The sequence below is a fragment of the Syntrophorhabdaceae bacterium genome (assembly GCA_028713955.1).
Lineage (GTDB): Bacteria > Desulfobacterota > Syntrophorhabdia > Syntrophorhabdales > Syntrophorhabdaceae > UBA5609.
The window spans coordinates 1-14,440 of the sequence record JAQTNJ010000062.1 but is presented as its reverse complement, the minus strand read 5'-3'; the positions used below and the strand labels follow the sequence as shown (position 1 = coordinate 14,440).

11 protein-coding genes are annotated in these 14,440 nt (G+C 49.1%); 9 read left to right on the top strand and 2 right to left on the bottom strand.

Going from position 1 to position 14,440, the window contains the following annotated elements; all coding sequences use genetic code 11:
- Nucleotides 1-938 precede the first annotated feature (938 nt).
- Together PHU49_07265 and PHU49_07260 are read right to left on the bottom strand one after the other, a co-directional pair.
- Nucleotides 939-1,370 carry an HD domain-containing protein gene (locus PHU49_07265; protein ID MDD5243802.1) on the bottom strand — a complete coding sequence of 144 codons (432 nt, stop codon included), beginning with the start codon at nucleotides 1,368-1,370 and terminating at the stop codon, nucleotides 939-941.
- 31 nt (nucleotides 1,371-1,401) lie between these two features.
- Nucleotides 1,402-1,890, bottom strand: coding sequence for a hypothetical protein (locus tag PHU49_07260; protein MDD5243801.1), 489 nt, complete (start codon nucleotides 1,888-1,890; stop codon nucleotides 1,402-1,404).
- A gap of 205 nt (nucleotides 1,891-2,095) precedes the next feature.
- On the opposite strand from PHU49_07260, the gene thrC reads away from it, so the two are divergent.
- The 9 genes from thrC to PHU49_07215 form a co-directional block, all read left to right on the top strand.
- Complete coding sequence (thrC, locus tag PHU49_07255) at nucleotides 2,096-3,550, top strand: threonine synthase (GenBank protein MDD5243800.1); 1,455 nt, start codon at nucleotides 2,096-2,098, stop codon at nucleotides 3,548-3,550.
- Nucleotides 3,551-3,641: 91 nt separating this feature from the next.
- Nucleotides 3,642-3,932 (top strand): rhodanese-like domain-containing protein, encoded by a 291-nt coding sequence (locus PHU49_07250; GenBank protein ID MDD5243799.1) that lies wholly within the window; start codon nucleotides 3,642-3,644, stop codon nucleotides 3,930-3,932.
- A gap of 407 nt (nucleotides 3,933-4,339) precedes the next feature.
- Entirely contained in the window at nucleotides 4,340-4,777 is a 438-nt protein-coding gene (locus PHU49_07245; protein MDD5243798.1) for a Fur family transcriptional regulator, read from the top strand.
- Nucleotides 4,778-4,786: 9 nt separating this feature from the next.
- Nucleotides 4,787-5,764, top strand: a complete 978-nt coding sequence (locus PHU49_07240) for a metal ABC transporter substrate-binding protein (protein MDD5243797.1) — start codon at nucleotides 4,787-4,789, stop codon at nucleotides 5,762-5,764.
- Nucleotides 5,749-6,522 carry a metal ABC transporter ATP-binding protein gene (locus PHU49_07235; protein MDD5243796.1) on the top strand — a complete coding sequence of 258 codons (774 nt, stop codon included), beginning with the start codon at nucleotides 5,749-5,751 and terminating at the stop codon, nucleotides 6,520-6,522. The genes PHU49_07240 and PHU49_07235 overlap by 16 nt, the downstream gene beginning before the upstream one ends.
- Nucleotides 6,523-6,642: 120 nt before the next feature.
- Complete coding sequence (locus PHU49_07230) at nucleotides 6,643-7,449, top strand: metal ABC transporter permease (protein MDD5243795.1); 807 nt, start codon at nucleotides 6,643-6,645, stop codon at nucleotides 7,447-7,449.
- Nucleotides 7,450-7,550: 101 nt separating this feature from the next.
- Nucleotides 7,551-9,461, top strand: a complete 1,911-nt coding sequence (gene dnaK / locus PHU49_07225; GenBank protein MDD5243794.1) for a molecular chaperone DnaK — start codon at nucleotides 7,551-7,553, stop codon at nucleotides 9,459-9,461.
- A gap of 8 nt (nucleotides 9,462-9,469) precedes the next feature.
- On the top strand, nucleotides 9,470-11,824 hold the full coding sequence (gene lon / locus PHU49_07220; protein MDD5243793.1) for an endopeptidase La: 2,355 nt from the start codon (nucleotides 9,470-9,472) through the stop codon (nucleotides 11,822-11,824).
- A 199-nt stretch (nucleotides 11,825-12,023) separates the two neighbouring features.
- Nucleotides 12,024-14,440, top strand: a 2,417-nt coding sequence (locus PHU49_07215) for a serine/threonine-protein kinase (protein MDD5243792.1), incomplete at its 3' end; no start/stop codon positions are given.

The following is a 14,440-nucleotide window of genomic DNA, read 5'->3' as shown; positions in this document are numbered from 1 at the left end:
CTCTCCCTGTCTGGAGATGCAAGGTCTGCGGCTACCTCTGCGCCAGGGAACGCCCTCCGGAGACCTGCCCTATCTGCAAGGCAGCGCAGGAACGCTTCGAACGGTTCATTTAAAACAATGCACCTACCAACAAACAGTCTTATGGACGCTGCAGAACACAGATTACCAAATGAAAGAGAGTATAACGCCTCACATCAACGGGGCCGCGCCGAGCACTCAGGGAAGCATGAGAAATTTGCTTAGCGGCCTCAGCTGAATGGGCTTGTTAGGCAACACCGCGGTATGATCCGTGTATATAGTTTACACTTTCTTCCGCTTAGACGGGCTACAACATTTAACAATGAGCAACCGTGTGGTACCCGTTCGATGATATCCTTGATCCTCAACATCCTTGAAGTATGCCCAATCTGTGTTATCCTTCAAGAACCAGAGGTGCCCGCCCCGCATGCCGCCGAATCCAGTTGATAGATCGAAGCACAGGCGGGCGCGAAACGATCCATCGCTCAAGTTCGTACTTGCCCCGGAAGTTCAGAAACATGATCCCGACGAGGATGGTCAACAAACCCTGGCCCGGTAACACCAACATAAAGATTCCAGCCACAACGAAGATGTACCCGAGCAGGTTCTTCGCTATCACCAACACACCTCTTGCTACTAAATGCTGATCAGCCCAAAGCCTTCTATAATCCTTTCCACGTGCGAAATAGTCAGCGGGGATTCGAACTATGAAAAAAGGCACAAGTATAAGGGACGCAACAAAGGTGACGGTTGACGACACGGTTAGCCACGTGAGGATCGCCTCGTGACTTCGAATCCATTGGACCATGTGGATTACCTCGCTACGGCATAGCCTAACAGTTAATATCATGAATGTCACCTACTAACAAATAGAGTTTATAAACTGGAAAAAGAATTATTACGGATAGAAACAAAGCAAATTATGACGCTGTTGCTTCAAATGCAAGCCCCTTCTCCCTGAATAACCGTGTACACACATCAACGGCTTTTGTATCATAGAAGATGCCTTTATTCGCCTCGATATCTTCGAGGGCTGCATCGATACCTTTTGCGGGCCTGTATGGCCTGTGAGAGGATATGGCCTCTACCACGTCGGCGGCTGCAAGGATGCATGCCTCAAGGAGGATCTGTCCGTCCTTTAACCCCCGGGGATAGCCTGAACCATCCAGTCTTTCATGGTGCTGATAGACTATCTCTGCTATGGGATAGGGTAAATACACATTTTTCAGGATATCATATCCTGCCTGAGGGTGTACCTTGATGAGGCTGAATTCTATATCTGTGAGCTTTGTAGGCTTGCTCAGTATCTCGGCAGGAACCGCTATCTTTCCGAGATCATGCCCGGCACAGATGCTCGTCCTACAGTGGAGAATTCGGGTTTATTTATCTACAGATTGTGCTGACCAATGCTTCCTTCGTGTCGCTTGATTTTACACCTTGAAGGATCTTTTCATCGGGGATGATGATACGGGAGGTCATTCTGCCTTTCCGCATATCATAAGGCACATTATCCTTTACATTGATCTCTTTTTTCGGACAGGTAACCTCAACGTAGACAACATTCTCGTCAGGCTGGAACATCTCCGTATCCATGTTCGCATCCACATCGGGGGGTGGCTCTTTATCCTGATCGATTACCTTCACCCAGAGACCAACGGTGTCTTTATCGGTCACCATGCCGAAGAGTCTTTTCTTTTTATAGGGATAGGTAATGCTATCCTTGTCGTAATAGTATGACCTTGTTTCGTTACTGAAATACCGGGACCAGTTTTTTGCCTCCGCATCGGTCAGGCAGAACGCGCAGGCGCATGAGACCATCAGGAAGACCACCGGTGTGTGCTGTTTCAACAGAGTCAGGTTGAAGCCTGTCATATTAAGAAGTTATATCATAAGAAACCTTGAAAATAAAGCAAACAACTATCGCTAAGGCCGCAGGGTTCAAGGGTTCAAGCGAAAATTCTTTTGCTAAAAGTCTTTTTATCACCCGACCTCTTGAATCCCTGGACCCTTGAACCCTGTCTTTTCATAACTTCCTCTGTTGAAAAAAGGCAGAACATCCGGTATGCTTTAAACCGCCATGAGTACAATTACCTATTACAGCACGAACAACTACGATGAGCGGGTCAATTTCGAAACAGCCCTGCTCAAGGGGATGGCATCCAACTACGGGCTCTATATGGTGGCACGGAAGGACGTACCCACCCTTACTCCGGAGCGCATCAAAGCCATGCTGCCTATGTCGTACGCGCAGATCGCCTTTGAGGTTCTCTGCCCCTTCCTCGGCTCCGAAATACCCGCTGAAAGGCTAAAGGTTCTCCTCAAGGATGCATATCGTGAGGACAAGATCCCTACGAAGGTTCAACACGTGACCGGCAGAACTTATATCATGTGGCTTACCAGGGGACCTACATATTCCTTCAAGGACTATGCGGCCCGTTTCTTCGGCAGGGCGCTTAACTATTTTCTCGGCGAGAAAGGTCTCAAAAGGGTCGTAATCGTTGCAACGAGCGGCGATACGGGAGGGGCTGTTGCCGATGCCCTCTATGGCCTTGATAATGTAGACAATATCGTCTTCTTCCCGAAGGGCTCGATCAGCGAGGGGCAGCGGAGGCAGATGACAACGCTCGGGGATAATATCTACGCCTTTGAGGTGAACGGCGATTTCGACGTCTGCCAGGCCCTTGCGAAAAACATCCTTGGAGATAAAGGATTTGCCGAAGGACTTTTCCATGACAGCGAACGGTTCACATCGGCAAATTCGATCAGCCTTGGAAGGCTTTTGCCGCAGGCAGTATATCCTTTTTATGCGTACTCGAAGATCGATGCCGGTAATGAGCCGTTCATTGCCAGCGTCCCATCAGGCAATTTCGGCAACATGATGGGGACGGTCATCGCGCGGCAGATGGGCCTCCCCATTGCAAGACTTATCTCCGGCGTGAATGAGAATACTGAATTCCCGGAATTCCTTGAAACAGGGAAATACGTCGTACGGCCGTCCATCAAATCGCCGTCTTCGGCGATGATCGTATCCCATCCAAGCAACCTGGTACGACTTATCGATTTTTACGGCGGACACATGTACGATGAACGGGATGCCGCTACAGGAAATGTGACAAAACCCGGTATCATCGACAGGATGCCCGATATGGATCGCATGAGAAAGGATATCGTCTCAATGGGGGTCACCAATCCCCTGCACTATGAAACGATGAAGCTTGTCTTTGAGAAATATGGGATCATCCTTGACCCCCACGGCGCTGTCGGATGGAGAACGCTCGAACTCTACCTCAACGGTAAACATGACAGGCCGGCTGTGATATATGAGACCGCTGATCCGGGCAAATTCCCCGAAGATGTAGTAACGGCAATAGGGGTAGCCCCGGCGCTCCCTGCCGGCATGGAAAAGCAGGCTGCGCTGAAAGAACGGATATACGGCATCGCAAGCAAGCCCGAACAGACGCCGGGAGGATTGAAGCTCTCCGACGAACAGGTCAAAGAGACAAAAGAAAAGATCAGAGAGATATTTGCGTAGACGCGTACATGCGTGAATGTGTATAAGCGCAGACATACTTAAAGGTTGTGGAGCATTAAATGTGTCTTGTGACAACGTTAGGGAATAATGCATGAAAGTAGTAACAAAATTAGTTCTTATATCGATCGCTTTACTCGTCCTCCTTCCCGCTGCCTGCGATCTTGACGGCAACATAAAAAAGATCAATGCAGAGGAACTGAAAAGGCTGATAGCCGAAATGCCGGGGTTGGTCATCATAGACAACAGAAGCGGGTTTGAATTCTCCTACAGCCGCATACCCAAGGCCGTCAATATCCCCCAGGAAAAATTCACCTCCCTTGCAATGCTCCTCCCGCAGGCAAAGGATACGCCGATAGTATTCTACTGCAGGGGATACAGCTGAGACCCAAGTGCACAGGCTGCGGTCGCAGCAAAAAAGCTCGGTTATACTAACATCATGCTCTTCTCTGCCGGTTTTCCCGAGTGGCGCCGCAAGGGATATGAGATAGAGAAATAGCAACACACCCGTAAGTCGTGAGACGTAAACCGTGAGAAGAAATCTGTTCAACGTTCTATGTTCAACGTTCAACGTTAAAATCAAACAGACCAGATAAACTCAACAAACACAAAAAACGCGATGAACGGGTTTGTTGCTGATAGCTGAATGCTGATAGCTTGCAGCGAGTTAAATAATAAAAAAAATTTCTATTTATCATTACCTACCCCGGATAACTAATATTCCTCCTTGACTGCATCCTCTTTGCGATCTATACTTTCAAATAGAAATAAATTCTATTTGTCAGATGGCATATGGATAAAGACCTTAAAATGACACTAAAGACCCTCAACCTGAAGGTCACCCCGAAACGGCTTGCCATCCTCGATATCCTCGCTGCCGAATCAGGATACCTGGGGCCGGAAGAGGTATGGCAGAGGATGAAGAAACGTTTTAAGAGCATAGGCCTTCCAACGGTCTACCGCAATCTCGAACACCTCGCCAACGGCGGCGTCCTCATCAAGATCATCCACCCTGACCGCAAGCTCTACTACTACCTCTGCAGGAACGCCAGTCATCACCATCACTTTATCTGCGTCTCCTGTAAAAAGGTCGAGGACCTCTCGTTTTGCGGCGCCAGCGAAATTGAGAAAGAGGTCAAAAATAATCTGAAGGGCCATGTTGTTTCACACCTGCTGCAGGTCTACGGACTATGCGAAGGATGTTCCATTTCCAAGACAATCTCATCATGAGGCACGAATATGAAACAAAAGATACCTTTTTACTGTATCATTGTCCTCGCTGTCCTGTTCAATACAAGCGCCTGCCAGAAAAAGGAGCAACCCATTGCCGGGCAGGCAAAACTGCAGGTAATCACTACCCTTTTCCCGCTTTACGATTTTACCAGGAACATTACCGGCGACAGGGCAGACGTAAGCCTTCTCCTTCCCCCCGGGGTCGAGGCGCACAGCTTCGAGCCAAGACCGGGTGATATGCTTAAGATAAATGCGGCGGATCTCTTCATCTATACCGGACAATACATGGAACCCTGGGTAGAAAGCATCATAAAAGGTGTGGACAGCAAAAAACTCATCGTCGTCGATACAAGCAGAGGAATAACGCTTCTTGAAGCCACAGAAGAAAGTGATCACGATAATCACAAAGAGAAGGGGCATCAGGAAGGACACAAAGATAAGCACGGCAAGATAGACCCCCATATCTGGCTGGACTTTTCCAATGCGCAGAAGATGGTCGATAACATCGTCAATAGACTTATCGAAAAAGACCCTGCACGCAAGGACTATTATATGAAGAATGCTGAGGTCTACAAGGCCAAATTGGATGAGCTCGACAAACGGTTCAAGGACGCCCTGTCAATCTGTAAAAAGGATACCTTTATCCACGGCGGCCATTTTGCCTTCAACTACCTTGCCAGGCGATACAACCTGAAGTACCTCTCAGCTTACCACGGCTCGCCGGATTCAGAGCCTACCCCGCAACGGATCATTGAGCTGAAACGGAAGATAGAAAGACTCGGAATACAATACGTTTATTATGAAGAGCTTATAACACCGAGGGTGTCCGAGGTTATCTCCAAAGAAACCGGCGCCACTCTCTTACAGCTGCACGGCGCACATAATATAAGCAAGGAAGATATGGATAAAGGGGCTACCTTTCTGTCACTTATGGAACGGAACCTCGAAAATCTTAAGGTTGGTCTCCAATGTCAGCAGAAATAATTTCTGTCCAGGGCCTATCGTTCAGGTATAATTCTTCAGAAATACTGGCAGATGTCTCGTTTTCATTAACGACAGGGGACTATGTCGGTATCGTTGGCCCGAACGGCTCAGGCAAGACGACTCTGATCAAGATGATCCTTGGATTTTTGGAGCCCTCAAGGGGCGGGGTCTCGCTCTTCGGGTATGGACCATCGGAGTTTTCGGCGTGGTATAAGGTTGGCTATCTCCCGCAAAAGCTCAACTCTTTCAATCCCCATTTTCCGGCCACTGTCAGGGAGATAGTGGCTCTCGGGTTGCTGTCAAGAAAGGGGTTTCCGAAAAGGATAAGCAGGTCCGATGACAGCGCAATAGACGGCGCTTTATCGTTGATGGACATATCGCCCATAAAGAACGAGCTTATCGGTGAGCTGTCAGGGGGCCAGCAACAGCGGGTGCTCATTGCAAAGGCCCTGGTCAGCGAGCCTGAGCTCCTTATCCTCGATGAGCCGACAACAGCGCTCGACCCGGAAACGAGGGAGAAATTCTTCAGTACCCTGCAATCACTTAATGAGCACAAGAAGGTCACCATAGTCATCATCACCCATGATATCGGCACGATCGGCAAGTACGCATCCCGGCTCCTCTATCTCGACAACAGGATCATCTTCTACGGGACCTTCGATGCCTTCTGTACATCAAGCGATATGACGGATTATTTTGGTGAGCACTCCCAGCACATGATATGCCACAGGCATGATGGTGAACCAGCTCAAGGCTGACAGCTCATGGAGGGAAAAAATTCTAATTCGTTTTGCTTTATATTTCGATATACGATATACGAATTACGATATACGGTTTTGCCATGAGCCATGAGCTAAAGATAGCTGTGAACTAAAACGATGGATATCTTTGACCTTTTCACCCATGGCTTCATTCAGAGGGCATTGATAGCAGGCTCATTCATTGCTATTCTCTGCTCAACGCTCGGGGTTTTTCTTGTACTCCGGCGGCTCTCACTTATCGGCGACGGGCTGGCCCATGTCAGCTTTGGAAGTGTTGCCGTGGGTCTTTTCCTCAGGACCTATCCGTTCTACGTTGCTGTCCCCATTGTCATGCTCAGCGCCCTCGGGATATTGAAACTGGTCGAAAAGGCACGCCTATACGGCGATTCGGCAATCGGGATCGTATCTTCACTGGGCATTGCAGTCGGTATCCTTATCGCAAGCATAGCAGGGGGGTTCAACGTTGATCTTTTCAGCTACCTCTTCGGGAACATACTGGCGATCAACACAACTGAAGTGGCGATCTCGATCGTGCTCTCCGTCATTCTGGTAATCGTTATCCTCTTCTTTTACCAGGAACTGCTCTCCATCACGTTCGATGAAGAGTCCGCAAAGGCGTCGGGTATCAGGACAGAGCGGATCAATAAGATCCTCGTGCTTCTCACGGCGCTGACCGTTGTCCTTGCTATGAAACTCGTTGGGATCATGCTTATCTCGGCCCTCCTCATACTGCCTCCCGTAACAGCCTTACAGCTGGCGCGGGGGTTCAAGGCAACGATAGTGATCTCTTCCCTGGCCGGTATAACATCAGTTATACTTGGTATAGCCATCTCCTTCATGGCAAACCTCCCGACAGGGGCAACGATCGTTATCATAAATTTTATCTTTTTTCTCTCCTCTTTTACTTACAGACGCTGGAAATAAAAGTAAAAAACGTCTTAAAAAAATATACTGTTTCTGCGTTGACAACCCCATGGTCGGGCATTATATTTAGTTAGTTTTGAATACAATCAGGAGGATTGAAAATGGGTAAGAAAGTTATAGGTATAGACCTTGGAACGACTAACTCCGTAGTGGCGATCATGGAAGGCGGCGAACCAAAGGTAATAATAAACGAAGAAGGGAGCAGATTAACGCCAAGCGTTGTCGCTTTCACAAAAGACGGTGAAGTACTTGTCGGTCAGACCGCAAAAAGACAGGCAATCACAAACCCTGAGAACACGATATTCTCGATAAAGAGATTCATGGGAAGAAGGTTCAATGAAGTACAGGGCGAGATCAAAACAGTACCGTACAAGGTCGTCAGCGACCAGGACGGGAACGTGAGGGTCGAGGTACGCGGAAAGCAATATACGCCCCAGGAGATATCGGCATTTGTGCTTCAGAAACTGAGGAAGTCCGCAGAGGCATACCTGGGTCAGACGATCGATGACGCCGTAGTAACCGTTCCCGCTTACTTCAACGATTCACAGAGGCAGGCAACAAAAGACGCAGGCAGGATTGCAGGCCTGAACGTGCTCCGCATTATCAATGAGCCTACGGCATCAGCGCTGGCCTACGGACTTGACAAGAAAAAGGATGAGACCATAGCGGTATATGACTTTGGCGGCGGCACCTTCGATATTTCGATACTGGAGGTCGGGGACAATGTTGTTGAGGTCAAGTCAACGAACGGCGATACCCACCTCGGCGGCGATGACATCGATCAGAACGTCATTGACTGGATCGTCGCTGAATTCAAAAAGGATCAGGGTATTGACCTTTCTAAGGACAGGATGGCCCTCCAGAGACTGAAGGAGGCCGCTGAAAGGGCGAAGATCGAGCTTTCTGCAACGGTCGAGACAGAGATCAATCTTCCATTTATCACTGCCGACAGTGCCGGTCCTAAACACCTCAATATGAAGCTGAGACGGTCAGAGCTTGAAAAACTCTCTGACGCCCTGATTCAAAGGTCCATTGAGCCATGCAGAAGGGCGCTTGAAGATGCAAAACTCACATCAGACAAGATAGACGAGGTTGTGCTTGTCGGTGGCTCAACAAGGATACCGAAGGTACAGGAAGTAGTAAAAGAATTCTTTGGAAAGGAACCTCACAGGGGGGTCAACCCCGATGAAGTCGTTGCGCTCGGCGCAGCGGTCCAGGCAGGGGTTCTTGCCGGTGAGGTAAAGGATGTGCTTCTTCTTGATGTTACACCGCTCTCACTTGGTATCGAGACACTGGGCGGGATCATGACGCGGATCATTGAGAGAAACACAACGATCCCGACGAAGAAGAGCCAGATATTCACAACCGCGGAAGACAGCCAGACGAGCGTTGAGATACATGTGCTTCAGGGCGAAAGGGAGATGGCCCGCGACAACAGAACCCTTGGAAAATTCCACCTCATCGGTCTGCCGCCTGCGCCAAGAGGCATACCGCAGATCGAAGTCACCTTTGACATAGACGCAAACGGCATCCTCCATGTGTCGGCAAAAGACCATGCAACGGGCCAGGAACAGAGCATCAGAATAACTGCGTCAACTGGGTTGAACGAGGAAGAGATACAGAAGATGGTCAGAGATTCTGAAACACACGCTGAAGAAGACAAAAAAAAGAAAGAGGACATCAACCAGAGAAACCAGCTCGATAACATCATATATCAGACAGAGAAGACCATAAACGATAACAAAGATAAGGTATCTGCCGAGGACATCAAACCTATCGAAGATGCGTTAGCGCCCGCAAAAGACGCCCTGAAGAGCGGTGAATCTGAACGGATAAAAAGAGCGATCGAAGATTTGACGAAAGTTTCTCATAAATTTGCCGAAATATTATATAAGAAAACCGCCCAGTCGACCTCACAGGGTCCCGGGCAGGAACAGACAAGGTCATCACAGGGAGGTCAGAAAAGGGATGACGATGTCGTCGACGCTGAGTTTGAGGATGTGAAAAAATAGGAGGATCAATGGTAATCGGCTTTAAAAACGATAAGAGCGTTAAAGACAGGGTCTTTATTCCCGCTGAACTGCCCATATTGCCCCTCCGGGGTACCGTAGCCTATCCCGATCTCGTGATGCCGCTTATTGTGGGCCGGGAAAAATCCATACGGCTTGTAGATGACGCAATGAGCAGGGATAAGATGATCGCCATCATAACACAGAAAAATCCCGACATTGAAGACCCCGAGATAGAGGACCTCTATACAGTAGGAACAGTGGCCACGATCATGAAGATGGTAAAGATGGTCGATGGAAGCCAGAGGGTTGTCGTACAGGGATTGTGCAGATGTAAACTGGTGGAATTTACAGACAGAGAACCTAACCTCAGGGCAAAGGTGCTTCCTATCTTTGAAGAATACCTGAAGGACATCGAGATCGACGCCATGTACATCAATCTCAAAAATCTTTACAGAAAAGCGATCGAGATGGCGCCCTACCTCTCGTCAGAGCTTACGCAGATCGCGACAAAGGTAGAGAGCCCGGGGAACCTTGCCGACCTGATCGCCTCTACCATCAACATCAACGTCACTGAAAAGCAGGAGATCCTCGAAAGATTAGACCTCAAGGAAAGGCTCAAAAAGGTAACCATCTTCCTCAACAGGGAGGTTGAGACCCTCGAGCTGAGCAGCAAGATCCAATCCCACGTAAAGGAAGGCATTGATAAAACCCAGAGGGAATATTATCTCAGGGAACAACTCAAGGCCATTCAGAAAGAGCTCGGTGACACAGATGACAGGCTCAGCGAGGTTGATGAATCGAGAAAAAAGATTATCGATGCAAAGATGCCCGATGATGTCCGCAAGGTCGCCGAAAAAGAACTGGACAGACTTTCAAAGATGAGCACCATGTCAGCGGAATATACCGTGTCACGGACCTATCTCGACTGGCTGACGGAGCTGCCGTGGGCCAAAGCAACAGAGGACAATCTCGACATCAATAGCGCAAATACGATCCTCGACGAAGACCATTACAACCTCGTGAAGGTAAAAAAGAGAATACTCGAATACCTCGCGGTGAGGAAATTAAAGGCCGACATGAAGGGGCCGATACTCTGTTTCGTGGGTCCTCCCGGTGTTGGAAAAACATCACTCGGTAAGTCGATTGCAAGGGCCCTTGGAAGAAAGTTCATGAGGATGTCCCTGGGAGGCATAAGGGACGAGGCAGAGATACGGGGACATAGAAGGACCTATGTGGGAGCACTGCCGGGGAGAATTATCCAGGGAATCAAGAAGGCCGGTTCCAATAACCCCATCTTCATGCTCGATGAGGTGGATAAGATAGGAATGGACTTCAGGGGTGATCCATCCAGCGCGCTTCTTGAGGTGCTTGACCCTGAGCAGAACTGGTCTTTCAGCGACCATTACCTCGAAGTCACTTTTGACCTCTCGAAGGTCATGTTCATCGCGACGGCAAATATGCTCGACACTGTCCCGCCGGCTCTGAAAGACAGGATGGAGGTGCTTGAGCTGCCCGGCTACACGGAAGAAGAGAAGCTTATGATAGCGAAGCAGTTCCTTATCCCCAAGGAGCGGTTCGAACACGGCCTCAATGAAGACCTGATCGAATTTGAGGACGAGGCGCTGAAGGTGATTATCCGCTCTTACACGAGAGAATCTGGCGTAAGGAACCTTGAGAGGGAGATCGCAGCGATCTGCAGGTCAGTGGCAAAGGACGTGGCACAGGGCAAGACAGAAAAACAGGTTATCACGGGAGACTCTATCCACGGCTATCTGGGCCCTATCAAATTTTTTGCTGAAGTGGCGGAAAGGACAAAATACTCGGGCGTCGCAACAGGCCTTGCGTGGACGCCAACGGGAGGAGACATCCTTTTCATTGAATCCACCAAGATGAGAGGAAAAGGCACGCTCTCGCTCACCGGCCAGCTCGGGGACGTCATGAAGGAATCCGCCCAGGCCGCGTTGAGCTACATACGGAGCAAGGCAAACGATTACCAGATCGCCGAAGACTTTTTCGAAAAGAACGACCTCCATGTCCATGTCCCCCAGGGCGCCATTCCGAAGGACGGCCCATCGGCGGGCGTGACGATGCTCGTATCACTCGTCTCTCTCCTGACGGATAAGCCCGTCAGGAATGATGTTGCAATGACCGGCGAGATAACACTCCGCGGACTCGTGCTGCCCGTGGGCGGCATTAAACAAAAGGTGCTGGCTGCAAAGCGGGCAGGGATAAAAAGCGTGCTCCTTCCTAAACTGAACGAAAAAGACCTCGAAGAAGTACCGGAAAGCATTAAGGAGAATATGGATTTCAAATTCATCGAGCGGATGGATGAAGCGGTAAATATCTGCCTTGCTGCACATTAAACTTTAAGATCTCTACGGATGATTAAAAGGGTAGGCTTCCATGCCTACCCTTTTTGTCTGTAATTTTCGGGAAATAACTAAAAAAATTGATTGTAATACATAAATCTTTTTGAGATAATGACATTCGGGAGGGTTATCAGTTGTTCGTCTGCAGCAATGATAGCTTATCATCGATGTAGTTTAATAATGAGGTAAGGTTATGAAAAAGATCACTGACATGATCGGCAAAGAATTCATCATCGGGCTTGTTATCATGCTTCTGGCGGTTGCAGCTTACTGGTTCAAGTGGAGCCCCATCGAAGGACTGGAATACCGTTTTTACGATTTTGGCGTACACCTTCGCGCAAAAGACTCCACGACACCGCTGGCAATCGTTGCAATCGACGACATAAGCATTGCCAAGATGGGCCGCTGGCCATGGCCAAGAAGCTACATCGCCGAGATGATCGATAACCTTAAAAATTACGATGCCAAGGTGATCGGTGTTAATCTCCTCTATTCTGAAAGCGACGCCAATCAGGGATTGTGGGAGGTACAGGATATCCTCAAAAAACTTGAAGGAGAAACAGGGCAGCTTAAGAATAAACAGTTTGGCGAGATATACGACGCGTTGAAGGAAGCTGAAAAAAGACTCGACAACGATGCCGCCCTATCGTCTTCCATAGAGACAAGTAAAAGGGTCGTTCTTCCTTTCTTCTTCACCCTCAGCAGTATGCCGGTGAGGGATGAGGTCAAACTGCCGGAATATTTGAAGAATAACTCCATAGGCGTTACAAACCCGGATCGTTTTCTCAGCGCCAAAGAGATTATCCCGCCCATTGCCGCTTTTGCGTCGCGTACTGCTGCCATGGGCCACATCAACGTTGTCTATGACAGTGACAGGGCCGTGCGGAGCGAACCGCTCTTTGTCAACTTCGGGAACAGGCTCTTCCCTTCTTTCGGTATGCAGCTTGCCCTCCGGTACCTGAACTATGATCTCAAAGACGTAACTATTTCGAATACGATACGGATCAAAAACATCAATATCCCGACCTATGAAAAGAATACAATGCTTATCAGCTTCAATAAAGGATTTCCTGTTTACTCCTTCGTGGACATTATTGACAACAAGGTGCCCGGGACACAGTTTAAGAACAGGATCGTTATCATTGCGCCTCATGCAACAGGGATCGGCACAACCTTCATCACGCCGGCCGGACCCAATATACCCTCCTGGGTCCTTGTTGCTAATGTGATAGATAATATACTCCTGAACAATCATATCGTACGTCTTCCCTGGGCATTCTATCTTGAGCTCGCAGTATTGATCGTCTTCGGGTTATTCCTCGCCCTCGTTCTGCCAAGGATCCATGCGGGGATCACTGCCATCATATCGGCGGCACTCTTCCTCGGGTGGTCTGCCGTCGGATGGTTTCTTCTTGTACAATACGGGTACTGGTTCAAGGTCATGTATCCGGCATTCCTCCTTGTTGTTGGCTACATCGTAACCATTTCTGCCCGCTACCTTTTTACAGAAAGGGCCAAAGAGCGCGTCGAGGCGGACAGTGTCGAAACAAACAAGATGCTCGGGCTTTCTTTTCAGGGTCAGGGCATGCTTGACATGGCCTTTGAAAAATTCAGAAAGTGCCCTGTCGAGGACGAGTCCGTGAAAGACCTTATCTACAATATCGGCCTTGATTTTGAGAGGAAAAGGCAGTTCAATAAGGCCGTTGCCGCATACGAACATATTATGCAGGCAGGGGAATTCAAGGACACTGCCGAGAGGGTCAGCAAACTGAAATCCGTCGGTGAAACAGTGATCTTCGGCCCATCAGGCGGGAGAAAGGATGCCACCGTCCTCATCGACGGCGCTGAAACAAAACCCACACTTGGCCGTTATGAAATCACGAAAGAGTTGGGGCGCGGCGCAATGGGAACGGTCTATCTCGGCAAAGACCCGCGGATTAACAGGGTGGTGGCTATCAAGACACTGAGGTATGACGATTTCGAGGAAGACCAGGTGGCAGAACTTAAGCAGAGGTTCTTCCGCGAGGCAGAGGCGGCAGGCAAGCTCTCTCATCCCAATATCGTTACTATATACGACGTAGGAGAGGATTACGATATTGCCTATATGGCAATGGAACTCCTCGACGGTTCCGATCTGGCAAAATACACGCAGAAGGAAAATCTCCTCACCCTGAAGGAAGTAACGAGGATCATATCCTCTGTCGCATCGGCCCTTGATTACGCGCATGAAAACGGTGTCGTTCACCGTGACATCAAACCTGCCAATATCATGATACTGAAAAATGGAGAGATAAAGGTAGCAGATTTCGGCATTGCAAGGGTAATGGCAACCTCAAGGACACAGACCGGCGTGGTTATGGGCACGCCGAGCTATATGTCTCCGGAACAGATATCGGGGCAGAAGGTAGACGGGCGCTCGGATCTCTTCTCCCTTGGCGTTGTCTTCTTTGAGCTTCTCTCGGGAGAAAAACCGTTCGGAGGGGACAGTATCACAACCCTCATGTACAATATCACCAATTCACCCCCGCCTCCGGTAAGGGATTTAGTGCCGACCGTGCCGGAGTTCTGCGAATCTATCATCATGCGATTGCTCGCCAAGGAAAAAGATCT